Annotated in this window: 21 protein-coding genes; 10 read left to right on the forward strand and 11 right to left on the reverse strand. The window is 73.4% G+C overall.

Annotation, left to right across the window (positions count from 1 at the left end):
- Positions 1–24: 24 nt before the first annotated feature.
- The gene (locus tag ABZX30_RS02050) at positions 25–1,065 is read right to left on the reverse strand and encodes a hypothetical protein (protein WP_355927632.1); all 1,041 of its coding nucleotides are present in this window, start codon (positions 1,063–1,065) and stop codon (positions 25–27) included.
- Between the two features lie 244 nt (positions 1,066–1,309).
- Between ABZX30_RS02050 and ABZX30_RS02055 the strand changes: the two genes are divergently transcribed.
- On the forward strand, positions 1,310–3,844 hold the full coding sequence (locus ABZX30_RS02055; RefSeq protein ID WP_355927634.1) for a helicase C-terminal domain-containing protein: 2,535 nt from the start codon (positions 1,310–1,312) through the stop codon (positions 3,842–3,844).
- A gap of 282 nt (positions 3,845–4,126) precedes the next feature.
- On the forward strand, positions 4,127–5,770 hold the full coding sequence (locus tag ABZX30_RS02060; protein ID WP_355927636.1) for a DNA repair helicase XPB: 1,644 nt from the start codon (positions 4,127–4,129) through the stop codon (positions 5,768–5,770).
- Positions 5,771–6,005: 235 nt separating this feature from the next.
- Here the strand turns inward: ABZX30_RS02060 and ABZX30_RS02065 are convergent, their stop codons facing one another.
- Together ABZX30_RS02065 and ABZX30_RS02070 are read right to left on the reverse strand one after the other, a co-directional pair.
- Positions 6,006–7,139 (reverse strand): glycosyltransferase 87 family protein, encoded by a 1,134-nt coding sequence (locus tag ABZX30_RS02065; RefSeq protein WP_355927925.1) that lies wholly within the window; start codon positions 7,137–7,139, stop codon positions 6,006–6,008.
- A gap of 36 nt (positions 7,140–7,175) precedes the next feature.
- Positions 7,176–7,355, reverse strand: coding sequence for a hypothetical protein (locus ABZX30_RS02070; protein WP_355927638.1), 180 nt, complete (start codon positions 7,353–7,355; stop codon positions 7,176–7,178).
- Positions 7,356–7,707: 352 nt separating this feature from the next.
- Here ABZX30_RS02070 and ABZX30_RS02075 point away from each other — a divergent pair, with 352 nt between their 5' ends.
- The gene (locus ABZX30_RS02075) at positions 7,708–9,681 is read left to right on the forward strand and encodes a UvrD-helicase domain-containing protein (RefSeq protein WP_355927928.1); all 1,974 of its coding nucleotides are present in this window, start codon (positions 7,708–7,710) and stop codon (positions 9,679–9,681) included.
- 27 nt (positions 9,682–9,708) lie between these two features.
- Here ABZX30_RS02075 and ABZX30_RS02080 read toward each other — a convergent pair whose 3' ends face one another.
- Positions 9,709–10,413 (reverse strand): copper homeostasis protein CutC, encoded by a 705-nt coding sequence (locus tag ABZX30_RS02080; RefSeq protein WP_355927641.1) that lies wholly within the window; start codon positions 10,411–10,413, stop codon positions 9,709–9,711.
- A 328-nt stretch (positions 10,414–10,741) separates the two neighbouring features.
- Here ABZX30_RS02080 and ABZX30_RS02085 point away from each other — a divergent pair, with 328 nt between their 5' ends.
- Positions 10,742–11,386 (forward strand): hypothetical protein, encoded by a 645-nt coding sequence (locus ABZX30_RS02085; protein ID WP_355927644.1) that lies wholly within the window; start codon positions 10,742–10,744, stop codon positions 11,384–11,386.
- Between the two features lie 381 nt (positions 11,387–11,767).
- Here ABZX30_RS02085 and ABZX30_RS02090 read toward each other — a convergent pair whose 3' ends face one another.
- The 3 genes from ABZX30_RS02090 to ABZX30_RS02100 all read right to left on the reverse strand — a co-directional run bounded on the left by ABZX30_RS02090 (position 11,768) and on the right by ABZX30_RS02100 (position 13,691).
- On the reverse strand, positions 11,768–12,505 hold the full coding sequence (locus ABZX30_RS02090) for a hypothetical protein (RefSeq protein ID WP_355927647.1): 738 nt from the start codon (positions 12,503–12,505) through the stop codon (positions 11,768–11,770).
- A gap of 160 nt (positions 12,506–12,665) precedes the next feature.
- Positions 12,666–12,818 carry a hypothetical protein gene (locus ABZX30_RS02095; RefSeq protein ID WP_355927650.1) on the reverse strand — a complete coding sequence of 51 codons (153 nt, stop codon included), beginning with the start codon at positions 12,816–12,818 and terminating at the stop codon, positions 12,666–12,668.
- 279 nt (positions 12,819–13,097) lie between these two features.
- Positions 13,098–13,691, reverse strand: coding sequence for a TetR/AcrR family transcriptional regulator (locus ABZX30_RS02100; RefSeq protein ID WP_355927653.1), 594 nt, complete (start codon positions 13,689–13,691; stop codon positions 13,098–13,100).
- A 235-nt stretch (positions 13,692–13,926) separates the two neighbouring features.
- On the opposite strand from ABZX30_RS02100, the gene ABZX30_RS02105 reads away from it, so the two are divergent.
- A complete protein-coding gene (locus ABZX30_RS02105; protein WP_355927656.1) occupies positions 13,927–15,072 on the forward strand; it encodes an NAD(P)/FAD-dependent oxidoreductase in 1,146 nt (381 codons plus the stop codon).
- Positions 15,073–15,081: 9 nt separating this feature from the next.
- Here ABZX30_RS02105 and ABZX30_RS02110 read toward each other — a convergent pair whose 3' ends face one another.
- Positions 15,082–15,900 carry an IS5 family transposase gene (locus tag ABZX30_RS02110; protein ID WP_355927931.1) on the reverse strand — a complete coding sequence of 273 codons (819 nt, stop codon included), beginning with the start codon at positions 15,898–15,900 and terminating at the stop codon, positions 15,082–15,084.
- A gap of 54 nt (positions 15,901–15,954) precedes the next feature.
- Complete coding sequence (locus ABZX30_RS02115) at positions 15,955–17,100, reverse strand: IS701 family transposase (RefSeq protein WP_355927659.1); 1,146 nt, start codon at positions 17,098–17,100, stop codon at positions 15,955–15,957.
- Between the two features lie 86 nt (positions 17,101–17,186).
- Between ABZX30_RS02115 and ABZX30_RS02120 the strand changes: the two genes are divergently transcribed.
- A complete protein-coding gene (locus tag ABZX30_RS02120; protein WP_355927661.1) occupies positions 17,187–18,287 on the forward strand; it encodes a GNAT family N-acetyltransferase in 1,101 nt (366 codons plus the stop codon).
- On the opposite strand, the gene ABZX30_RS02125 is transcribed toward ABZX30_RS02120, so the two are convergent.
- A complete protein-coding gene (locus tag ABZX30_RS02125) occupies positions 18,284–18,562 on the reverse strand; it encodes a DUF4031 domain-containing protein (protein ID WP_355927663.1) in 279 nt (92 codons plus the stop codon). The genes ABZX30_RS02120 and ABZX30_RS02125 overlap by 4 nt on opposite strands.
- Before the next feature lie 7 nt (positions 18,563–18,569).
- Positions 18,570–18,953, reverse strand: coding sequence for a hypothetical protein (locus ABZX30_RS02130; protein WP_355927666.1), 384 nt, complete (start codon positions 18,951–18,953; stop codon positions 18,570–18,572).
- A 55-nt stretch (positions 18,954–19,008) separates the two neighbouring features.
- Here ABZX30_RS02130 and ABZX30_RS02135 point away from each other — a divergent pair, with 55 nt between their 5' ends.
- Genes ABZX30_RS02135 through ABZX30_RS02150 form a run of 4 tightly spaced genes read left to right on the forward strand, consistent with a single transcriptional unit; the run spans position 19,009 to position 22,955 of the window.
- The gene (locus tag ABZX30_RS02135) at positions 19,009–19,905 is read left to right on the forward strand and encodes a MurR/RpiR family transcriptional regulator (RefSeq protein ID WP_355927668.1); all 897 of its coding nucleotides are present in this window, start codon (positions 19,009–19,011) and stop codon (positions 19,903–19,905) included.
- A 48-nt stretch (positions 19,906–19,953) separates the two neighbouring features.
- The gene (gene murQ / locus ABZX30_RS02140) at positions 19,954–20,907 is read left to right on the forward strand and encodes an N-acetylmuramic acid 6-phosphate etherase (protein ID WP_355927671.1); all 954 of its coding nucleotides are present in this window, start codon (positions 19,954–19,956) and stop codon (positions 20,905–20,907) included.
- Between the two features lie 15 nt (positions 20,908–20,922).
- The gene (locus ABZX30_RS02145; RefSeq protein ID WP_355927674.1) at positions 20,923–22,386 is read left to right on the forward strand and encodes a PTS transporter subunit EIIC; all 1,464 of its coding nucleotides are present in this window, start codon (positions 20,923–20,925) and stop codon (positions 22,384–22,386) included.
- Positions 22,383–22,955 carry a hypothetical protein gene (locus tag ABZX30_RS02150; protein WP_355927677.1) on the forward strand — a complete coding sequence of 191 codons (573 nt, stop codon included), beginning with the start codon at positions 22,383–22,385 and terminating at the stop codon, positions 22,953–22,955. The genes ABZX30_RS02145 and ABZX30_RS02150 overlap by 4 nt, the downstream gene beginning before the upstream one ends.
- Positions 22,956–23,211: the final 256 nt, after the last annotated feature.

The following is a 23,211-nucleotide window of genomic DNA, read 5'->3' on the forward strand; positions in this document are numbered from 1 at the left end:
CCGCGCAACCGTCGGCGTCGCCCGTCACCGTCGCTGCGAACGCCAGACCAGGAACAGCGCCGAGGCCACGGCCGCGCCGCGCACCACCCACGGCCAGGTCCCGGCCAGGGCGTCGTTCATATGACCCTGGGCGATGGGGGCGCCCCAGCGGCCCTCGTTGCGGCCCCACAGCCAGACCACGCCGGCCGCGAGCGCCAGGCCCGGCATGCCCAGCACGGCCCACTTGGTCTCCGCCGGGGTGAGCCGGCGGGAGCCGTACGCGACGAGCCAGCCCAGGAGCAGGACGAACGGGTTGCCCAGGACCGCCCCGGCCACGAGGGCGGCGGCGGCCAGCAGCAGCAGCGGGTTGGTCCAGCCTGCGGCCAGGCGGGGCAGCGGGAGCCCGCGGCGCCGGGCGGGGGCGGCGGGCTCCGCGGGTACGGCGGGGTCCGCGGGTACGGCGTCCGCGGGTACGGCGGGGTCCGCGGCGGCTGTGGCGGCCCCGGCGTCCCTCACGGCGGGCCCGGTCTCCTTCGCCGGCGCCTTCTCCAGGCTCGGCGGCTGCCTGAGCAGTTCGGGGATCTCCACCCCGCCGACGAAGCCCGGCACGCTGTCACCCGCCCCGAAGGGGCCGCTGTCCACCCGCCACCAGTCCGGCTGCGTGGCACTGTCGCCGAGTTCGTCCGCGCCCGCCAGATGCGGCGGGGCCGGGCCACGCGAGGGCGGGGCCGGGTCCGGCTCGGCCGGACGCTGCCGCGGTACGACCCGGCGCAGCCCTTTCGGTGTCCTGGGCCGCGCGCCGTCCTCGACGTCCCGCTGTACGGGCACCGCGGCGGGCGGCGCCTCGGGAACCCCGGCGGTGCCGCCCGCGGCCGCGACGACCTCGTCCGGGGTGCCGAGGCGGTCCAGGATGCGGCGGACCGCGGCGGGACTGTCCACCGTCGTCTTCGCCCGGTGCCGGTCGATCTCGTTGCGCAGCTCCGTCACCAGGCGCATCCGCGCGGACGACGGCAGCTGGCGTTGCTGGGCCACGTCGCCGACGCGGCTCAGGTATGCGTAGACGACCTGGTCGCTCTCGATCCCCACGAAGTCCCTCCGGGGGTTTGGCCGTTTGTCCCCGGGTCGAAGGTACCGCGTACGGGATGGGTGCCGGTGCCGGTGCGGCCGCCTGCCGGGGGCCGCCGCCCCCGGACCCCCGCGTCGGTCCTGAACCCGAACGGGCCTCGTCCTCGAACGCCGGACGGGCCGGGTGATCCGGACCGGGGTCACAGTGGACCGGGGTGACAGTGGACCGGGGTCACCGTCGTGCCCACCCGCTACCGTGGGGCAGATGAGCACCGACGACCGCCCGGCGCCCCGTTCCCTCGCGGAAGCGCTCCGCGCGTGCGACGACGCCTCCCTCGCCGCGCTGCTGCGCGCCCGTCCGGATCTCATCACGCCCGTGCCCACCGACCTCACCCAGCTGGCGACCCGGGCGGGGACCCGCGCCTCGGTGCTGCGGGCGCTGGAGCGGCTGGACCGGTTCGCGTTGCAGACGGCGGAGGCGCTGGCCGTGGCGGCGGACCCGGCGGCGTACGACGAGGTGCTGGGGCTGATGGCGGGGGACGCCGGGGATCCGGTGGTCGCGGCGGCGTTGCCGCGTGCCGTGGGGACGCTGCGCGAGCAGGCCCTGGTGTGGGGCGGGGACGACCGGCTGCGGCTGGTGCGGACCGCCCGTGAGCTGCTGGCGCCGTCCGCGCAGCATCCGTCGCCGACGGGGCTGGGGCCGACCGTGCAGGAGGCGACGGCGGGGATGTCGCCGGGGCGGATCCAGGAGATCGTCACCGCCGTCGGGCTGTCGTCCACCCATGACCCGGTGTCCGCGGCGGCGGCGCTGACCGCCCTGTTCACGGACCGGGAGCGGATGGCGGCACTGCTCGACCAGGCGCCCGCCCCGTCGCTGGAGGTGCTGGACCGGCTGGTGTGGGGGCCGCCGTACGGGCAGGTCACCGCCGATCCGGCGCCCCGGCTGCGCTGGCTGCTCGATCGCGGCCTGCTGCTGCCGACGGCGCCCGGCACGGTCGTCCTGCCCCGGGAGGTCGCCCTGCACCTGCGTGCGGGCCGGGCCCACCGGGAGCCGGAGCCGGTGCCGCCCGCCGTGGAGCCGGTCTCGGCGCACCGGCCGGAGATGGTGGACGCTACGGCGGCGGGGCAGGCGTACACGGCGCTGGCCACCGTCGAGGAGCTGCTGAAGGACTGGGACGAGGGCGGGCCGGCGGTGCTGCGGGCCGGGGGCCTGAGCGTGCGGGACCTGAAGCGGACGGCCGTCGCCCTGGACGTGGCCGAGCCGGTCGCCGCGTTCTGGGTCGAGCTGGCCTACGCGGCCGGGCTGCTGGCCTCCGACGGTGAGGCCGACGAACGGTACGCGCCGACCCCGGCGTACGACGAGTGGCTGGAGCGGCCCGCGGCCGAGCGGTGGGCGCGGCTGGCCGAGGCATGGCTGGCGGCGACGCGGACGCCGGGCGTGGTCGGCGGGCGGGACGCGAAGGACCGTACGCTGTCGGCGCTGGGGCCGGGTCTCGACCGGTCCGCCGCACCCGAGGTGCGCCACCGGGTGCTGTCGCTGCTGGCGGGGCTGCCGGCGGGCGGGGCGCCGTCCGCGGAGGCCGTGCTGGAGCGGCTGCGCTGGGAGCGGCCGCTGCGCGGACCGCAGCGGGGCGACGACCTGCGGTCCCGGCTGGCCACCTGGACGCTGTCCGAGGCGGAGCTGCTCGGGGTGACGGGCCGGGGCGCGCTGTCCGGGCACGGGCGTGCCCTGATCGGGGCGCCGGCAGCGCGTCCGGCCGGGGCGGCGCCCGCCGGGCCGGGGGACAAGCTGCCCGTGCACCACCGTCATCCGTACCAGCCCGCCGTCCGCGAGCCCCTGTCCGCCGCCGAGCAGGCCGTGGCCACGGCCGCCGCCGCCAAGGCGCTCGCCCCGCTGCTCCCGGAACCGCTGGACCACGTGCTGCTCCAGGCCGACCTGACGGCGGTGGCGCCGGGCCCGCTGCGGCGGCCGCTCGCCGACGTGCTGGGTGTGCTCGCGGACGTGGAGTCCAAGGGGGGTGCCACCGTGTACCGGTTCACGCCCGCCTCGGTGCGGCGTGCCCTGGACGCCGGCCGTGCCGCGTCCGACCTGCACGCCTTTCTCGCCGCGCACTCCCGTACGCCGGTGCCGCAGCCGCTCGCGTACCTGATCGACGACGTGGCCCGCAGGCACGGGCAGCTGCGGGTGGGTGCCGCGTCGGCGTATGTGCGCTGCGACGACGACGCGCTGCTGAGCGAGATCCTCGCCGACCGGCGGGCGGCGGCCCTGCGGCTGCGCCGGCTGGCGCCGACGGTGCTGGCCGCCCCGGCCGATCCGGCGACGCTGCTGGAGGGCCTGCGCGCGATGGGGTACGCCCCGGCCGCCGAGTCCGCCGAGGGCGATGTGCTGATCACCCGCGCCGACGCCCGCCGCACCCCGCCGCGCACCGCCCCCGAGCCGGTCCCGGACGGGCCGCCGCCGCCCGACGCCACGTTGCTGTCGGCCGCGATCCGGGCGATCCGCGCGGGCGACCTCGCCGCCACCGCTCCGCGCAAGCCCGCCGCCGGCGGTCCGGTGTCCGACGGCCACCTGCCGCGCACCGGTTCCGCCGAGACCCTCGCCACCATGCAGGCGGCCGTCCTCACCGGCGAAGCCCTGTGGATCGGCTACGTGAACGCCGAGGGCGCCGCCAGCCAGCGGGTCATCGCCCCGATCCGGGTCGAGGGCGGTTTCGTCACGGCGTACGACCACACGGCGGACGAGGTGCGGACGTACCCGCTGCACCGGGTGACGGGGGTGGCGGAGCTGGCGGAGGACTGAGCGCCGGCCTCGGGCAGCGGCCCCGGGCCCCGGCCTCGGGCGCCGGCCTCGGGCGGCGGGGTCCGGCAGCCACGGCTCGGCGGCCGGACCGGTGTCCCAGTTGCGTCCCGGCATACCGCGACCTCCTCACCGCGCCCGCACCCACCGCGCCGCCGCTGCCCTGGTGAGACAGCCGAACGGTAGGTGGAGTCGCCCCGGGGCGGGCCGGGATGCGGCGGGCCCCCGTTTCGGGGCGCGGTGCGGCACACTGGACGTTTGGTCCACGCGGAAGGAATGACGTACGTGAATGGTCCGCTGATCGTGCAATCCGACAAGACCCTGCTCCTGGAAGTCGACCACGAGCGGGCCGACGACTGCCGTCGGGCCATCGCGCCGTTCGCGGAGCTGGAGCGGGCGCCGGAGCACATCCACACCTACCGGGTGACGCCGCTGGGGCTGTGGAACGCGCGGGCCGCGGGGCACGACGCCGAGCAGGTCGTGGACGCGCTCGTGGAGTACAGCCGGTATCCGGTGCCGCACGCGCTGCTCGTCGACGTCGCCGAGACGATGGACCGGTACGGACGGCTGACGCTGACCAAGCACCCGGCGCACGGGCTGGTGCTCACCACCACCGACCGGCCGGTGCTGGAGGAGGTGCTGAAGTCCAAGCGGATCGCACCGCTGGTCGGCAACCGGATCGACCCGGACAGCGTCGCCGTGCACCCTTCCGAGCGCGGGCAGATCAAGCAGACGCTGCTGAAGCTGGGCTGGCCGGCCGAGGACCTCGCCGGGTACGTGGACGGTGAGGCGCATCCGATCGAGCTGGCCGAGGACGGGTGGGCGCTGCGTCCCTACCAGAAGCAGGCCGTGGAGAACTTCTGGCACGGCGGCAGCGGTGTCGTCGTGCTGCCCTGCGGTGCCGGGAAGACGCTGGTCGGGGCCGGGGCGATGTCGGAGGCCAAGTCGACGACGCTGATCCTGGTCACGAACACGGTCTCCGCCCGGCAGTGGAAGCACGAACTGGTGAAGCGGACCTCGCTGACCGAGGACGAGATCGGCGAGTACAGCGGTACGCGCAAGGAGATCCGGCCGGTCACCATCGCGACCTACCAGGTGCTGACCACGAGGCGGAAGGGCGTGTATCCCCATCTGGAGCTGTTCGACTCCCGGGACTGGGGACTGATCGTCTACGACGAGGTGCACCTGCTGCCCGCTCCGGTCTTCAAGTTCACCGCCGATCTCCAGGCGCGGCGGCGGCTCGGGCTGACGGCGACGCTCGTGCGGGAGGACGGGCGTGAGTCGGACGTCTTCTCGCTCATCGGGCCGAAGCGGTTCGACGCGCCGTGGAAGGAGATCGAGGCGCAGGGGTACATCGCGCCCGCCGACTGCGTCGAGGTCCGGGTCAATCTGACGGAGTCCGAGCGGCTGGCGTACGCGACCGCCGAGACGGAGGAGAAGTACCGTTTCTGTGCGACGACGGACACCAAGCGGAAGGTGACCGAGGCGATCGTGCGGCGGTTCGCCGGGCAGCAGATCCTCGTCATCGGGCAGTACATCGACCAGCTCGACGAGCTGGGCGAGCACCTGAACGCCCCGGTGATCAAGGGTGAGACCTCGAACGCCCAGCGCGAGAAGCTCTTCGACGCCTTCCGGGAGGGCGAGATCAGCGTGCTGGTGGTGTCGAAGGTGGCGAACTTCTCCATCGACCTGCCGGAGGCGACCGTCGCCATCCAGGTGTCGGGGACGTTCGGCTCCCGGCAGGAGGAGGCCCAGCGCCTGGGGCGGGTGCTCCGCCCGAAGGCCGACGGCCACCAGGCCCACTTCTACTCGGTCGTCGCCCGCGACACCATCGACCAGGACTTCGCCGCCCACCGCCAGCGGTTCCTGGCCGAGCAGGGCTACGCGTACCGGATCATGGACGCGGACGAGATCCTGGCCGACGACTGAGCCCGGCCCCCGGGCGGGGGCAGCGCGAGCACCAGGAACAGCGCGGCGGCGGCCGCCCGGAGGCGGAGTGCGCGCCGCCGGTGCGTACAGGGCGGCACCCGCGCGGTGACGACCGCCGCGCAGCCGACCCCTTCGCCGTGAGCGGCGCGACCCAGGCTCGGCGGTCACGCCCGGCCGGGTCCGCCGGGGCCGGGCGTCGCCGCCGCGTTGATGTGCTGTGCCGTCATACGGCAGGTCAGGCCCTGCGGGGCACGCCGGTGCGGGCGGGCGCGTCCCCGTCCGCCGGGCTCGCGGCACGCGCCGCGCACAGCGCGAGCAGGGTCAGGCCCAGCAGGGGGTACGGCGCCGCGAGCGGCTGCTGCCACCAGGGGAGCCGGAGGTCCTGGGCGCCCTGGTGCGGCACCAGCCACAGTGTGCGGGCCGTGAACACGACCGCCGTCACCGCCGCGAGGCGGACCCGGTGCTCCGTCAGGAGTACGGCGATGAGCGGCACGCACCACACCCAGTGGTGGGACCAGCTGATGGGGCAGACGAGCAGCGTGGTGAAGGCCGTCAGCAGGATGCCCCAGCGTTCCTCGCGGGCGCGGGCCGCCAGCCAGAGACCGGTCGCCCCGATGGCTGTCGCCGGGAGCAGCCAGGCCGGTCCGGGGGCCGGGTCCCTCAGCAGGCGCGCGATCAGGCCCTGCAGGGACTGGTTGTCGATGATCCAGGGTTTGCCGACGCGGTCGGTCTGGTAGAGGCGGCGGGTGAAGAAGTCGACGCTGGCGGAGGGCAGCGCGAGGGTGCCGAGCAGGACGGTCGCGGCCCCGGCCACGGCCGCCGTGGCCGCCTCCCGGGGGCGGCGGCGCAGCAGCAGGTAGCCGATGAACACGGCGGGCACGAGCTTGATCCCGGCCGCGACGCCCACGGCGGCCCCCTTGGCCCGGGCGCCGGCCGGCCGGGTGAGGTCCCACAGGCTCAGGCAGACGATCGCCAGGTTGATCTGGCCGAACACGACGGTCTGGAAGACCGGTTCGAGCCACAGGGCGAGTGCCGTGGCGCTGCGGAGGGCGGCCGGGGACAGGGTGCGCCCGGCGAGACGGGCGGAGAGGGCGACGAGGCAGACGAGCAGAAGCGCGTTGCCCGCGAGGAAGACGGCCTTGAGGACCGGGGCGGGGAGCCGGGTCGTCGGGACGAACAGGACCGCCGCGAAGGGCGGGTACGTCGCCGGCAGGTGCCATTCGGTGACGGTGAGGCCGTAGAGGTCGCCGCCGTGGACGACGGCCGCGCCCTCGGCCCGGTAGACCAGCGCGTCGGCCATCGGAACGCGCTGCCAGACGCAGAGGACGGCCAGGGAGGAGAGGGAGACCGCGAGCAGGACGCAGGACATCACCGACCGTGTGGGCACGGTGACGAACTTATGCGGTCACTTGCGGCGTATGCCCGCCTCCTCGCCGTACTCGCCGAGGATGACGACACGGAACGCCGCGCTCACGAACACCTTGATGGCGCGGAGCGCGTCGCCCAGGCGGTGGTGGGGGACGCCGTCGACGGCCGTCGCGCCGGCCGGGCGGCCGTGGGCCGGGTGGATGGTTGCTGCGCTCATGTATCCATGGTGGAACCCGGGCAGAGGAAACGCATCGGCCCCAGGGACCGGTTCCGGACGCGTTCCGGTCCACCCGTGGTCGGACCTCTCCGCGCCTTCCCCTAGACCCGGAGTACGAGCCCCCTAGGGGACGGAAATGGATTGGCCGACGCCGGCCCGGCCTCACTACAATCTCCGCTCTTGCCCGCCTCCCTCACGGAGTGCGGCCGTCCGGCCGGCAACCGGACGGCATCCACCCACACGCGCGCCCAGCGGGCCCGGCTTCGGAGGCACCCCCTTGTCCACGCCCACCCACGACCCCCTCGCCCGGGAACGTTCCCATCTCGCCGCCTCCCGCGCCGCCCTGCGCGCCATGCGCGAGGACGTGGAGTCGCTCGACATCAGGGATGTCACCGCGAACTGGGTGAACGCCGAGGTGCTCGCCCGCCAGATCGACGAGCGGATCAAGGCGTTGGCCGATCTGAGCGGCACCCCGCTGTTCTTCGGCCGCCTCGACTACCTGCACGCCCCGGGCGCCGAACAGGCCGAGGGCGCCGAGGGAGAGCAGTTCTACATCGGGCGGCGGCACGTGCACGACGCGGACGGCGACCCGATGGTGATCGACTGGCGCGCGCCGGTCTCCCAGCCGTTCTACCGGGCGTCCAAGAAGGACCCGATGGACGTCGGGCTGCGCCGCCGCTTCGGCTACACCGGCGGCGACCTCACGGCGTACGAGGACGAGCACCTCTCCGACCCCGCCGATCCGTCCCAGGCCGCCACCACCAGCAAGCTGCTCCAGCAGGAGATCGAGCGTCCGCGCGTCGGCCCGATGCGCGACATCGTGGCCACCATCCAGCCGGAGCAGGACGAGATCGTCCGCAGCGGGCTGGGCGGGACCGTGTGCGTGCAGGGAGGGCCGGGCACCGGGAAGACGGCCGTGGGCCTGCACCGGGTCGCGTACCTGCTGTACGCCCACCGTGAGCGGCTCGCCCGCACCGGCACCCTGGTCGTCGGGCCGAACCGGTCCTTCCTGCACTACATCGAGCAGGTGCTCCCGGCGCTGGGCGAGCTGACCGTGCGCCAGGCCACGGTCGACGACCTCGTGGACCACGTCGAGGTACGCGGTACCGACGACGCGGCGGCGGCGCTCGTCAAGGGTGACGCGCGGATGGCGGAGGTGCTCAGACGGGCCCTCTACTCGCACGTCACCCTGCCCACCGAGCCCGTGGTCGTGGTGCGCGGCTCCCGGCGCTGGCGCGTCCCGGCGTACGAACTCGAGGAGCTGGTGCGGGAGTTGCTGGACCGCGGCATCCGCTACGGTGCCGCCCGGGAGGCCCTGCCGCAGCGGATCGCGCACGCCGTGCTGGTGCAGATGGAGCGCTCGGGCGAGGCCCCGGACGACCGGGTGCAGGACGCGGTGGCCCGCAACAGCGCGGTGAAGGCGGCGGTGAAGGCGGTGTGGCCGGCCGTCGACCCGGCGAAGCTCGTCCTGCGGCTGCTGACCGACGCCGGCTTCCTCGCCGCCCACGCCGACGGGATCCTCGACGCGCAGGAGCAGAAGACGATCCTGTGGGCGAAACCGGTGCGCAGCGTGAGGTCGGCCAGGTGGTCGGCGGCGGACGCGGTGCTGATCGACGAGGCGACGGACCTGGTGCGGCGCACGCACTCGCTCGGGCACGTCGTCCTCGACGAGGCGCAGGACCTGTCCCCCATGCAGTACCGGGCCGTCGGCCGCCGCTGCACCACGGGCTCCGCGACCGTCCTCGGCGACCTGGCGCAGGGCACCACCCCGTGGGCGACCCGGAGCTGGGCCGAGGCCCTCGGCCACCTCGGGAAGGCGGACGGGGTGGTGGAGGAGCTGACCGCCGGCTTCCGCGTCCCGACGGACGTCATCACCTACGCCTCGCGGCTGCTGCCGCACATCGCGCCGGGCCTCACCCCGGTCGCCTCGGTCCGGGAGAACCCGGGCTTCTTCGAGGTGCGCGGCGTCGACGGCACCGCGGAGGTGGTCGCCGCGTGCGAGGAGCTGCTGCGCAACGAGGGCTCGACCGGCCTGATCGCCGCCGACGCCCGGGTCCCCGCCCTCGCCGAGGCGCTGACCGCGGCCGGGATCCCGTACCTGGCCCCGGGTGAGGAGACGACCGACCGGACCCGGCTGACCCTGGTGCCCGCCTCGCTCGCCAAGGGTCTGGAGTACGACTACGTGGTCCTCGACGAGCCGCAGGCCGTCGTCGACGGCGAACCGGACGAACGCACGGGCCTGCGCCGCCTGTACGTGACCCTGACCCGCGCGGTGTCGGGCCTGATCGTCACCCACACGGCCGCGTTGCCGCCGCAGCTGTCCTGAGCGGATGTCGGCCCCGGGCCGCCCGCGTCAGGGCCGGGACGCGTCCAGCGTCTCCCGCCACCGGGTCACCGCCGCCGCCGACACCGGCTCGCCCCAGCCGCCGGGTCTGGCCGCCCCGCCGATGTGGAAGCCGTCGATCCCCGCGGCGAGCAGGGACGGCACGTGGTCGAGGCGGAGGCCGCCCCCGACGAGGAGGCGCTGCCGGTACCCGGGCTGGCCGCGCCGGCGGGCCTCGGCGAGCAGGGTGGGCAGGCCGTCGTCCACGCCGGAGGCGGAGCCGGCGGTGAGGTAGCAGTCCAGGCCGGGCAGGTCGGCCAGTTGCTTGCGCAGGGCGGCGCGGTCGGCGGCGCGGTCGATCGCCCGGTGGAAGGTCCAGCGGCAGCCGTCCAGTGCGGCGACGACCCGCTCCACGGCACCGAGGTCGACCCCGCCGTCGGGGCCGAGGAAGCCGAGCACGAACTGGTCGGCACCGGCCGCGCGCAGCTCGCCCGCGGCCCCCACCAGCCGGTCGGCCTCCCCCGCGGCGAACCCGTCGGCGAGCCGCAGCATCACGCGCAGGTCGAGGTCGACGGCGGCACGGATCCCGGCGAAGGTCCGGACCGGCGGGGTGAGCCCGTCGGCGGCCATGTCGGTGACCACCTCGAGGCGGTCCGCGCCTCCGGCCTGGGCGGCGGTCGCGTCCTCGGGACCGAGGGCGATCACCTCCAGCACCGCACGCGTGCTCCTGCTCATCGGGCCCCTTCCGTCGGTGTGCCCTGGTGTTGTCCTGGTACCGCCCTGGAGCGCTTACAGGTCTAGTCCAATCTCAGGGTACGTCGGGAAGGCACCGGCCCGCGAGGGCGCTTCGGGCGGGGCGGCGCGTCAGGCCTACCCGGCCCGAAGATCAGGCCCGCCGGGCGGGGCCTCCGGTCTGGCCGGGGCGAGAGTCCGGCCGTTACCAGCCTCGTCGACGCAGCACAGGTACAACGGTCGGCCTGACCGCGTGACCGGCCGCGCGATCCCGGATGCGGACCTGGCCGCGCGAGGCAGGACGCGGGGGCGCGGGAGGGAGAATAGGGCCATGGCCGATCTCGACGTCCTGCGTGCCCGTTTCGCCCGTGCTCTGGAGGGGGCCCGCGGGTCCGGTGGTGGTCCCGACGCGGTGGCGTACGCCGACAACCTGCTGGCCCGGTGGCAGGAGCCGCAGCGGCACTACCACACGCTGACGCACCTCACGGCGGTCCTCGACCACGTCGACGTGCTGGAGGAGTACGCGGCCGACCCGGACGTCGTACGGCTGGCCGCCTGGTTCCACGACGCCGTCTACCTGCCCGAACGGTCCGAGAACGAGGAGCGGTCGGCGCGGCTGGCCGAGCGCGCGCTGCCCGAGGCCGGGGTGCCGGAGGGGAAGACCGCCGAGGTCGCCCGGCTGGTGCGGCTCACCGTGACGCACGACCCGGGCGACGACGACCGCGACGGCCAGGTGCTGTGCGACGCCGACCTGGCGATCCTGGCCGCGCCGCCCGCCGCGTACGCCGCGTACACCGCCGCGGTCCGCGAGGAGTACCACTTCGTGCCGAACGACGCCTTCCGCTCGGGACGGGCCGCGGTACTGCGCCACCTGCTGGATCTGCCGCGGCTGTTCAGGACGCCGTACGGGCGGGGGAAGTGGGAGGCGACGGCCCGCTACAACCTGGCCGGCGAGCTGGAAATGCTGTCGACCTGAGCGGCCCGGCCCGCCTAGTACTACAGCCGGTGGTTTCACGGTGAGTGAGCGCGGGTGCGGTAGTGGCTGGTGCGGGCCCGGGTCTGGTGGCGGGTGCGCCAACGGCACCGGACATAGGTACCCATGCGCGGCCCGGCACGTACGTTCCGATCGGGCGGGGGCCCTGCTGGGCCACGCAGGGATCGAACTCCTGAAGCGGGTGTCAGGAGGTTCGAATCCCGCCGGGGCACAGAGAGAAGGGCCGGCTCAGGAGAGGTTTCCTCCCGGGCTGGCCCTTCGCCGTATCCAGGCTCGTGCCACTACATCTGTGTGGAGGCCGGATCCCCTGGCCGAAGGTGTGCTGCGAACCGCGGCACGTACATCATCCCCCGCCCGACGAAGTCAGGCGAGCTTCTTCAGCTGCGCGTCGACGATGTCCTGGGGGATGGTCGGGGGTTGGAAGGGGTTGAGGGACAGGAAGGTGGCGATGGTGGAGTCCTGGCGGACGACCAGGATGGTGATGGGGATACTGGGTCCCCCGCTGTTGATGATCTGGGTGGCGTCGAAGGCGAGGGTCTCGTCGCCGTAACCGGAAACGGACCGGGACTGGGTACCGGAATACCCCAGCCCGGCACCCGGGTGGGCAGCGGACGGGCGCATCTCGGCGGTGGCGCACTTCGGAAGCGCTGCGCGCAGTTCGGTCATCACCGTGCGGGCGTCGGCAAGGGTGTAGGACGTCAGGCCGACACTCGCGTGCTGCCCGAGATCGTCGGAGCCGGACACGGCGTCCTGGATGACCTGGGCCGTGAAGTCGTGCAGGCTGCCCAGCTGTGCCGCCGCGAAGACGGGTCGGCAAGGTGAGGGTGTGACGGCGCGGTAGGTCGTGAGGTCGTCGTGGTTCACCGGGCTGCCCTTGCCCGTGACGGTGTTGACGGTATAGCCGGGGACGTCGTGCGCGGTCAGCGCCAGGCGGTCGAGGCCCTTCTGGTTGAGGCCCTTCCCGGCCGCGGAGGCGGGCGATCCGGATGCCTGCTGCGACGCCGAGCTCGCAGATGAGGCGGCCCCGGCGGTCGCAGACTGCTTACGTCCCCCAGCATCGTCCCCGCTGTCCGCACCGCACGCGCCGGTCAGCGCCAGCACCGACACGGCACCCGCCGCCGCAACGACCCGTCTTCCGACCGCAGAAGCATTCATCATTCGCCCACCCCCCGGCGCCCCGACTCGGAGCACCCGCACAAGAAGCCCCGGCGTGTGCCGAGGCTGAAGTTCACAGGGAGCCTAGCGGGAACAGCCGGTGGGTTCACGGTGAGTGAGCGCGGGTGCGGTAGTGGCTGGTGCGGGCTCGGGTCTGGTGGCGGGTGCGCCAGCGGTGCCAGTGCATGACGAGCCAGGTGAGGGCGGTGCGGGCGGGGGCGAGGACGATCCGGTCGTACAGGCGACGGATCTCGTTCACGGTCGGGGGTCGGGTGTCCTGTCCTGGAGTGCGGGGGCTGGTCCGGGGTTCGGCCTCGGGGATATGTGACGGCTCCGGACGGTGGCGAGGAAGGCCATGGCGAGCATGGCGACGGTGGTGTGCCGGTACCACGAGCACCACTTAGGACTGGGAACAGAATGAGGTGCTTGCCGCTTAGGGATGACGGGATATCAGTTCTCGTTGTCAGGCAGGGGGTGGGTGCGACCGAAACGCGCAAGCCGGGGCTGGTCGAGAGCGGGCACAGGAAGCCCAGGGGCTCTACGGCGCGGGCGACTTGCTAGGCGGCTCCCAGCCGTGGGTGAGGATGTCGAAGAGTGCCCCGACGGCGGCCCGGCGGTCCTGCCGGCCGCGAGCGAGGACCGGGATCTCGAGCACGAATCGAGCAAGTGCCACACATGCGAGGTTGTCGTGATCCACGCCGAACTCGTCTGCGATGGCTGCGGCGAGGCTGTCGGTGTACCGGGTCCACATGCGTTCGGCGTACGCGAGCAGTACCGGCGTGGAGTTCACCAGGTTGATGAACTCGACCGCCTGAGGATGTGCCCCGATCGCTGGCCAGGTGTCCAACAGGTGCTGTCGGAGGGCATCGAGGATGCTCTGCCCAGAGGACCGCTGCCGCACTGCGGCGATCAGTTGTGACTCTCGGTCTTCGTCCTGGTCGAAGACCAGCGCCTCCTTGCCGCTGAAGTGCTTGAACACTGTAGCGGTCGACACGTCGGCAGCTTCGGCGATGTCACGGATGCTCACCTGATCGTAGCCGCGCTCCAAGAAGAGTTGCAGTGCGGCGTCGGCGATCGCTTGCCGGGTGGCCGCCTTCTTGCGGTCGCGGCGGCTGACAGAGGGCACGGTCATGGGTAGAGCATACCCGACAGTCGAATCAATCGCTAAGTAGAGTCGTTGCACTTTTCCACTTGCTCTGATTTTATGAACGCTGTGCGTACCTGACCGGCACATCGTCGTCGGCCTCCTCATCGTCTGCACTGCGCCGACCTGTTCATCGGGGAGGCCCCCTGCGTGGCACGTCCGGTGCCGAGATTGACGATGCCCGGCCCTGCTCGCCCCTCTTCGCCGACTGAAGGGAACAACCATGAACTCCCCAGCGCCCGCCCGGGCCCGCATCAGCATCATCGGTGCCGGCCCCGGAGGACTGACCTGCGCCCGCATCCTCCAGCAGCGCGGTATAGCGGTCACCGTCTACGACCGCGACCCTGGTCCCGACGCGCGCAACCAGGGCGGCACCCTCGACCTGCACGCCGACAACGGCCAGATCGCCCTGCGCGAAGCCGGCCTGCTCGACGAGTTCTTCAAGCTCGCCCGCCCCGAAGGGCAGGAAATGCGCCAGATGGACCCGACCGGCACGATCACGTCCCATCAAGTCCCGGAGATCGACGAACTGTTCAAGCCGGAAATCGACCGTGGGCAGCTCCGCAACCTGCTGCTCGACTCCCTGCAGCCGGGAACCGTGCACTGGGGCCACGCCCTCGACACGATCAGCGGACCCGCCAACGGGCCGCGGCAATTGCACTTCACCGACGGCACGACCATCCAGACCGATCTGGTCATCGGCGCCGACGGCGCCTCCTCCCGGGTACGCCCGGCCCTGTCCCCCGCCACCCCCAAGTACACCGGGGTGAGCTTCCTGGAAGCATGGTTCTCAGACGTCGAGAACCGGCACCCGGACATCGCTGACCTGGTCGGCCAGGGCAGCGCCCACGCAGCCGACGGCGAGCGCGGCCTGTTCGCCCAGCGCAACAGCGGAAACCACATCCGCGTCTACATCATCCAACGAGTCCCAGTCGACTGGATCAGCACGAGCGGCCTGACCGTTGAGGACACCGATGGCATCCGCGCCCTCCTCCTCGGCGAGTACGCCCACTGGTCGCCCCGCATGCGCCAGATGATCACCGAAAACGACGGCCCCTACATCGACCGCCCGATCTTCGCCCTCCCTGTCCCGCACACTTGGGAACACAACCCGACGGTGACCCTGCTCGGCGACGCCGCCCACCTCATGCCCCCGCTCGGCGTCGGCGTCAACCTCGCCATGCTCGACGCCAGCGATATCGCCCTCGCTCTCGCGAACGCCGCCACCATCGACGACGCGATCCGCACCTACGAGAAGACCATGCTCCCCCGCTCCACCGAGACGGCCAAGGCCCTCGAAGACGGCGCCGAGCACCTGCTGTCCGCAGGCGTACCCGACTTCAGCAGCGACAACGACGCCCAGCCCTGAGAACTGGGATCAGACTGAGGTCTTCAGTCGTCGCCAGCAGATGATGGCGCAGCCGAGGGTGACGAGGGCTTGATGAATGTCGTCGCGGATCTCCCAGCGGATGCGAAGACGCCGGAACCAGTGCAGCAGCGCGATGGCGCCCTCTACGACCCAGCGGTGGACTCCGAGGCCAGAGCCGTGTTCGGCGCCGCGTCGGGCGATAACCGGGGTGATTTCGAACCGGCGGACCTTGTCGCGGTAGACGTCGTGGTCGTAGCCGCGGTCGGCGTAGACCCGGCGGGGGCGGCGCAGGGGTCGGCCGCTCCTGCCACGAATCGGCGGAACGGCCTGGATCAGCGGGATTAGCTGTGTGACATCGTTACGGTTTCCACCGGTCAGGGTCACCGCCAGAGGGATTCCGTGCGCCTCGACAATCACGTGGTGCTTGCTGCCGGTCTTGCCCCGGTCCACCGGGGAGCGTCCGGTGGCCGGGCCGCCCTTCATCGCGCGCACGTGCGAAGAGTCGACGGCAGCCCGGGAGAAGTCCAACATCCCGGCCGACCGCAGCTCGGCCAGCAGCAGCTCGTGCAGGCGCTGCCACACCCCGGCCTGGTTCCAGTCCCGCAGCCGCCGCCAGCAGGTCATCCCCGATCCGAAGCCGAGCTCCTGCGGCAGGTACCGCCACGGGATGCCGGTGTACAGCACGAACAGGATCCCGCACAGCACCCGACGGTCATCGATACGCCGACGCCCCGGATACCGGAAACGCCGCTCGACCACCGGCAGCAGCGGCTCGATCCGCTCCCACAGACCGTCCTCGACCAGCCACGGCTTGCTCCCACCACGCACCTCGGCCGGACCCACCCCCTTGTCCAGCAGGTACCAACCTGAACTGACAGCCCGTCATTCCCGAGCAGCGAACACCTCATTCTGATCCCAGTCCTTACGCACCTCGTGCTCGTCCAGGCCGACCTGTCCTTTTGCGACCTGGAACGATTCCTCGACCATCCAGCGCTGGCCGGCGGCGGTGATCAGTTCGGCCAGGGTCGCGCCGGGGGCGGTGTGGCATAGGAAGTAGGCAATCTCGCGGACGAGTTGGCCGGTCTTCTTCTCCTTCTTGTTGGGCACGGTGGAGCGGCGGATCAGCAGGTGGCGCTCGAAACCGTCTGCGGTGGAGGCAAGTTGGACGGTGGCCCAGTCGTACTCGCGCGGCCCTTTGGCCCCGCCCGCGCACGAGCGGCGCTCGAACGCCTCCTCAGGCACGACCGCCCACAGCTCGCGGGCCTGCCGGGTGCGGCCGACCGGCAGGGGCAGCACCTCGCTCTTCGGGATCGCAAGCACGTAGCGCACCCGGTGCTCTTCGAGCCAGGCGCGCAGTGGCCGGCACTGCCCGTATGCCTCGTCGGCGAGGAAGTAGCTGAACGGCACCCCAGCTCCAAGGGCGCGTTCCAGCATGCGCCGGGCCAGCTCCGGCTTGGTCGCCACCTGCGCTGCTCGCTCGGGCGGGACGCCCTGCTCCGCGCAGCGGGCCTGGTGCTCGGCGGTGGTGCCGGCCCAGCCCTTGCCGAGGTAGAGCTCGCGGTCGATCAGAGTCCTGCCCCGGCTGGACCCGTACGAGAGGTGCACGCTGACCTGCGCGTTCTCGACCCGGCCCGCGGTTCCCGTGTACTGCCGCTGCACGCCCGCGCTCTTGGCGCCCTTCTTCAGGTCGCCGGTCTCGTCTGCGATCAGCACCGCATCCTGGTCGGCCAAGGCGGCGATAGCGTAGTCCCGTACCCGGTCCCGCAGATCGTCCGCGTCCCACGCGGCCTTGGCCAGGAAGCCCTGAAGCCGGTCGGGGTTCGGGTGCCCGGCCGCCTCCGCGAGCTGCCACACGTTCTTGCGCGGCACCTCGCTCAGCAACCCACGCACCATCGCCCGCAGGTTCTCCCGCGACGCCGGACGCGCGAACACGTCGTCCAGCCACGCGCACAGGTCCTCCAACTCCCGCTCCAGCAAACGGATCTCGGCCTCGTCCAGCTCACCCGTCCGCACACCCGGCTGCAGCATCAATCCCACGAACGGAGCAACGAGCCAACCGCCGTCACGTCACGTGAACAACCGGCTGTAGTACTAGGGTGCGGACTGTGCGTGCCATGGGTGGGGATCAGGTGGAAGAGGCCGTCGCGGGCTGCGTGGCGGCGCTGCGGCCGGCGGTGGAACGGGACTGGGAAGGGACCAAGGCCGGGGGGCTGGACTGGAGTTGCCGGGACACGGCGCTCCACGTCGCCGACGACCTCGTCGCGTACGCCGCCAACCTCGCGGGGCGCGCCCAGGACGGCTGGGTGCCCTTCGGGCTGACCCTCGACGACGGCACCGACAACGCGGGCCTGCTCCAGGTCGTCGAGGCGGCCGGCGCCCTGCTCGCCGCCGCCGTCCGCACCGCCCCGCGCGATGCCCGCGCCTTCCATCCCTACCCCTTCGGCAGCGCCGACCGCGAGGGTTTCGCCGCGATGGGCGTCGCCGAGGTGCTGCTGCACACGCATGACATCGCGCGGGGGCTGGAGCTCGCGTACGAGCCGGCGGAGGAACTGGCCGGGTCCGTCCTGACCTGGCTCTTCCCGCACGTCCGGCCGGGCCAGGCCGCCTGGCCGACCCTGCTGTGGGCCACCGGCCGGGGCGAGCTGCCCGGCCGCGCCCCGGTCACCGGGTGGCGCTGGCGCAACAACCTGGTCCTCCCCACCGAGCGCCTCACCCTGGTCGGTGTCCGCCCCGCCGCCGCCCGCGACCTGCGGCTGGGCGGTGACGGCGGCTTCGAGTGGATCGAGGGCGGGCCGTTCCAGGGCACGCGGGACGCCGCCGGGATGGTGGTCAAGGCGTACGAAGCGGGCGTGCTCCGGCCGGAGTTCGGGCTGTTCGTGCTGGTCCGCCGGGAGGACGGCCGCGCGGTCGGCGGCATGGGCTTCCACGGCGCCCCGGACGAGGAGGGCCGCGCGGAGGTCGGGTACGACCTCGTCGAGGCCGCCCGCGGCCGGGGTTACGCCACCGAAGCCCTGCGCGCCCTGTCGCGGTGGGCGCTCGCCCGGGACGACGTACGGCTGCTGACGGCCACCGTCGACGGGGAGAACCTCCCCTCGCAGGCCGTGGTCACCCGGGCCGGCTTCCACCGGGCGACCGTGGAGGAGGAGCGCACGGCTCACGAGCAGCAGGACGTGGAGAGGGCCAACGCGCTGCGGCTGTACCTGCGCCGCGCCTAGGGGGCCTGCGTCCGGGGGCGGTGCTTGCGCCTGCGCAGGCCGGACTCGTGCAGCAGCAGCACCACCTCGCGGCTGCTGACCTCCACCGCGCCGGCGCGCACGGCGTCCGCGTACCGGTGGGAGGGGATGTCGTAGTGGTCGCGCTCGAACGCCCGCCGGGGCACGCCCAGTTCCGCGGCGAAGGCGTGCAGTTCGTCGTACGACACGTCGCTCACCAGGTGCGACCACACGCGCCCGTGCCCGGGCCAGGCCGGCGGGTCGATGTACACCGTCACGGGAGCCTCACGAGAGCGGCTCCCCGCCCGTCGCCGAGCCCAGCGCTCCGACCGCCGCGACCTTCACGCCCACCTTGTGGCACACCCAATGCGGGTCGGGCCCCAGTTCCGGCTCGACGTCCAGCGCGTGCGGGTCGCCGTGGCCGCACACCGGGCACAGCGGCCAGCGCCCGTACCGGTCCAGGAGCGCGTCCTGCACGTCCTGCGCGACCAGCCCGGCGACGTAGCCCATCCCGTCCGGCCACTGCTCGACCCACCAGCGACGCTGGACGACCGACTCCTCGACCAGCGAGACGACGTCCGCCTCGGCCACGTCGCCCGCGACCAGGTCGGCCAGCACGAGCGCGCGGGCCGCGTGCAGGGCCTGCTCCAGGGGGCTGATGGGGTTCATGCACCCATTGTGCGCACTCTTGACCAGGACACCGAGCCGAAAATATCTTTCATGGGTGACTCGTGACGTGAAGGAAATTTTCGGCGGCGCCCTGGCCGCCAAGGTCCGCACGCTCGCCCCGTCGATGACCCGCTCCATGCAGCGCGTCGCCGAGGCCGTCGCGAGCGACCCGGCGGGCTGCGCGGCCCTCACGGTCACCGGCCTCGCCGAGCGCACCGGCACCAGCGAGGCCACCGTCGTGCGCACCGCCCGGCTGCTCGGCTATCCGGGCTACCGCGACCTGCGCCTCGCGCTGGCCGGCCTCGCCGCCCAGCAGCAGTCCGGGCGCGCGCCCGCCATCACCACCGACATCGCGGTCGACGACCCGATCGCCGACGTCGTCGCGAAACTCGCCTTCGACGAGCAGCAGACCCTCGCCGACACCGCCGCCGGCCTCGACACCGTGCAGCTGGGCGCCGCCGTCGCCGCGCTCGCCGGGGCCCGGCGGACCGATGTGTACGGGATAGGCGCCTCGGGGCTCGTCGCGCAGGACCTCACCCAGAAGCTGCTGCGGATAGGGCTCATAGCCCACGCGCACAGCGACCCCCACCTCGCCGTGACCAACGCCGTGCAACTGCGCACGGGGGACGTGGCGATCGCCATCACGCACTCCGGTTCGACGGGCGACGTGATAGAGCCGCTGCGGGTCGCGTTCGAGCGCGGGGCGACCACCGTCGCCGTCACGGGACGCCCGGACAGCGCGGTCACCCAGTACGCCGACCACGTGCTGACCACGTCGACCGCGCGGGAGAGCGAACTGCGGCCGGCGGCCATGTCGTCCCGGACCGGTCAGCTCCTCGTGGTGGACTGTCTGTTCGTCGGTGTCGCCCAGCGGACCTACGAGACGGCGGCGCCGGCGCTGGCCGCCTCGTACGAGGCGTTGGCCCACCGGCACCGGAGTGGATCACGATAGACGCCCCCAGGGAAGCCGCACGCACCCGCACCGGAAAGAGCCGCCCCCATGACCTCCGCCTCCCCCTCCCGTGACGCCTCGCACCCGAGTGCGCTGCGTGACCAGTTGGCGACCCTGACCACCGAGGCCTTCCGACCGGAGTTCGCCGAGATCGACCGGCTGCCCACCCTGGAGATCGCCCGCCTGATGAACGGCGAGGACACCGCCGTGCCCACCGCCGTCGCCGGGCAGCTCCCGCGGATCGCCGCCGCGATCGACGCCGTCGCCGAGCGCATGCGGCGCGGCGGCCGGCTGGTGTACGCGGGCGCGGGCACCGCCGGACGGCTCGGCGTGCTGGACGCCTCCGAGTGCCCGCCGACCTTCGACACCGACCCCGACCGGGTCGTCGGCCTGATCGCGGGCGGCCCGGACGCCCTGGTGACCTCCGTGGAGGGCGCGGAGGACTCCACGGAGCTGGCCCGCCGCGACCTGGACGCGATCGAGCTGACGTGCGAGGACACGGTGGTCGGCGTCTCCGCCTCCGGCCGTACGCCCTACGCGGTCGGCGCCGTCCGACACGCCCGCGCGCTGGGCGCGCTGACCATCGGTCTGTCCTGCAACCGGGACAGCGCGCTCGCCGCTGCCGCCGACCACGGCATCGAGGTCGTCGTGGGCCCCGAGCTGATCACCGGCTCCACGCGTCTGAAGGCGGGCACCGCCCAGAAGCTGGTCCTGAACATGCTGTCGACGATCACGATGATCCGGCTGGGCAAGACGTACGGGAACCTGATGGTCGACGTACGGGCCTCGAACGACAAGCTGCGGGCCCGCTCGCGCCGTATCGTCGCGCTGGCCACGGGGGCGGCGGAGGAGGAGATCGAGAAGGCGCTGACGGAGACCGGCGGCGAGGTGAAGAACGCGATCCTGGCCCTCCTGGCCGGCGTCGACGGTCCGACGGCCGCCCGCCTTCTGGAGGAGTCCGGCGGCCATCTGCGTGCCGCGCTGGCGGCAGCGGCCGGCTGACCGCACGCTCGGGGTGTGCAGACCTCGAACGAGACCGCCGCCGCCCTGCTCCCCCTGGTCGGCGGCCCCGCGAACGTCACCTCCGTCGCCCACTGCGTGACCCGGCTGCGGCTGGGTCTGGCCGACCGGTCGCTGGTGGACGAGGAGGGATTGCGGGCGCTGCCCGGCGTCCTGGGGGTCGTGGCCGACGACACGTACCAGATCGTGCTGGGCCCGGGAGCGGTGGCGGAGGTCACGGCACGGTTCGAGGCGCTGCTGGGACCCCGCACCAGGGCCGGCGAACTGGCCGCCTTGGGCGCCGAGTTGCGGGAGCGGCGACGGCAGCGCAACGCGACCCCGGCCAAGGCCGCGCTGCGCCGGATCGCGAACGTCTTCGTCCCGCTCATCCCGGCGCTGATCGGCTGCGGGGTCCTCGCCGGAGTGGCCGGGCTGCTGACCAACGCCGGCCTGCTGCCGGGACTGACCCCGGCCCTCGCCGCCGTCGCCTCCGCCTTCATGGCGGTCGTCGCGGTGTTCGTCGGCTACCGGACGGCGAAGGAGTTCGGGGGGACGCCGGTGCTCGGCGGGGCGGTGGCGGCCGTGGTGGTGTATCCGGGCGTGGCGAAGGTGACGGCGTTCGGGGTGCACCTGACACCCGGTCAGGGCGGGGTGCTCGGCGCGCTGGCGGCGGCACTGCTGGGGACATACGTGGAGAGGTGGTGCCGGGGGCGGGTGCCGGGCGCCCTCGACGTGCTGCTGACCCCGACGGTGACGGTGCTGGTCGCCGGGCTGGCGACGCTGTACGGGCTGATGTACGCGGCCGGCCTCGTGTCGTCGGCGATCGGCACGGCGGCCGACCGGCTGCTGGCGACGACCGGCGCGTTTGCCGGACTGGTCCTCGGCGGCCTGTTCCTGCCCCTGGTGATGCTGGGCCTGCACCAGGCCCTGATCCCCATCCACACCACCCTCATCGAACAGCAGGGCTACACGGTCCTGCTGCCCATCCTCGCCATGGCGGGCGCCGGACAGGTGGGCGCGGCCCTGGCGGTGTACGTCCGGCTCCGCCACGACACCTCCCTGCGCACGACGATCAGGTCGGCGCTCCCGGCGGGACTGCTGGGGGTCGGCGAGCCCCTCATCTACGGTGTCTCGCTCCCCCTGGGCCGGCCGTTCCTGACCGCCTGCGCGGGCGGGGCGGCGGGCGGGGCCTTCGTCGGGTTCTTCGCGATGCTGGGCGACCGGGTCGGGGCGACGGCGATCGGGCCGTCGGGCTGGGCCCTGTTCCCGCTGCTGGCAGGGAACAGGAGCCCGGCCCTGACCGCGGCGGTCTACGCGGGCGGCCTGCTGACCGGGTACGCGGTGGGCTTCCTGGCGACGTACGTGGCCGTCCGGCCCGGTGAGCATCGGAGCCCGGCGCTCACCGGTACCGGCGGGGCGTACGGGACCGGCGACAATGAGGGCGACGCGGGCGGCCCGCGGAACAGAGAGGTGCAGCCATGAACCACGCCCAGCTCACCGCGCTCGGCCGTGCCCTGCGGGTGCTCGGCGAGCACGGGGAGGCGCTGACCGCCGACACGCCGGACGCCAGGCTGCACGAGGTCAAGGCCGATCTGCGGCGGGCGCTGGAACTGCTGGAGGAGAGCGTTTCGAGCGCCGCCACGACCACGCGGTGCGCCGAGCACCCGACCGGGCCCGTGGACGAGAGCGCCCCGGATCTGTGCCTGTTGTGCGAGACCCGGCGGCGGGCGGCCCGGCGGGCCGAGTTCGGCGGCGGCCGGCCGCACGCGCCGGAAACGGCCGGTCCGGCCCCCTCCCGTTACGGGGTGCGCGGTGACCGTCCCCAGCCCCAGCAGCGCTGGCTGCCGGAGTTGTGGAACGGCCGGGAGTGGCAGCTGTGCGGCACGCCGCGGCGGGACCGGCGCGAGGCCGAGCTCTACCTCGCCGCCCAGCGGCGCGGCTCACGGCCCGCGATGGCGTACCGGCTCGTGCACGAGTTCACCGACTACGAGGTGCTGCGGGTGTGGGGCACTCCGGTGCAGGTGGACATCGAGCCGATGGGCCATCTGTAGGCCCGCCCCGGCCGCTCCAGGGCCGCCCGGCGACCTCGTGCCCGTCCCGGAGCCGGCTGCTCGCCTCCTCCGGGTGCGCCGGCACCGCGTCCGGGTCCGGCGCCGGACGCCGGCACGGCCGGGTCGCCCGTCCGCGCGTCCGCCGCCCGCGGCCGGCGGACGGGCGCCTGCGTGGCCGGTGTCCCGGCCCCCGCCGTCGCGGGGGCGCGGACTGCTGCTGATCGACGGCGCACTCCACCGCGACCCACAGTCCAGG

This window comes from Streptomyces sp. NPDC004542 (genome assembly GCF_040610035.1).
Taxonomy (GTDB): Bacteria; Actinomycetota; Actinomycetes; order Streptomycetales; family Streptomycetaceae; genus Streptomyces.

Excerpts from the sequence above, each read along its gene's own strand:
- ABZX30_RS02055 (WP_355927634.1), top strand. The coding sequence starts at position 1,310 with ATGAGCACCGACGACCGCCCGGCGCCCCGTTCCCTCGCGGAAGCGCTC.
- ABZX30_RS02065 (WP_355927925.1), bottom strand. The coding sequence starts at position 7,139 with ATGTCCTGCGTCCTGCTCGCGGTCTCCCTCTCCTCCCTGGCCGTCCTC.
- ABZX30_RS02070 (WP_355927638.1), bottom strand. The coding sequence starts at position 7,355 with ATGAGCGCAGCAACCATCCACCCGGCCCACGGCCGCCCGGCCGGCGCG.
- ABZX30_RS02075 (WP_355927928.1), top strand. The coding sequence starts at position 7,708 with ATGCGCGAGGACGTGGAGTCGCTCGACATCAGGGATGTCACCGCGAAC.
- ABZX30_RS02080 (WP_355927641.1), bottom strand. The coding sequence starts at position 10,413 with ATGAGCAGGAGCACGCGTGCGGTGCTGGAGGTGATCGCCCTCGGTCCC.
- ABZX30_RS02085 (WP_355927644.1), top strand. The coding sequence starts at position 10,742 with ATGGCCGATCTCGACGTCCTGCGTGCCCGTTTCGCCCGTGCTCTGGAG.
- ABZX30_RS02100 (WP_355927653.1), bottom strand. The coding sequence starts at position 13,691 with ATGACCGTGCCCTCTGTCAGCCGCCGCGACCGCAAGAAGGCGGCCACC.
- ABZX30_RS02105 (WP_355927656.1), top strand. The coding sequence starts at position 13,927 with ATGAACTCCCCAGCGCCCGCCCGGGCCCGCATCAGCATCATCGGTGCC.
- ABZX30_RS02115 (WP_355927659.1), bottom strand. The coding sequence starts at position 17,100 with ATGCTGCAGCCGGGTGTGCGGACGGGTGAGCTGGACGAGGCCGAGATC.
- ABZX30_RS02120 (WP_355927661.1), top strand. The coding sequence starts at position 17,187 with ATGGGTGGGGATCAGGTGGAAGAGGCCGTCGCGGGCTGCGTGGCGGCG.
- ABZX30_RS02130 (WP_355927666.1), bottom strand. The coding sequence starts at position 18,953 with ATGAACCCCATCAGCCCCCTGGAGCAGGCCCTGCACGCGGCCCGCGCG.
- murQ (WP_355927671.1), top strand. The coding sequence starts at position 19,954 with ATGACCTCCGCCTCCCCCTCCCGTGACGCCTCGCACCCGAGTGCGCTG.
- ABZX30_RS02150 (WP_355927677.1), top strand. The coding sequence starts at position 22,383 with ATGAACCACGCCCAGCTCACCGCGCTCGGCCGTGCCCTGCGGGTGCTC.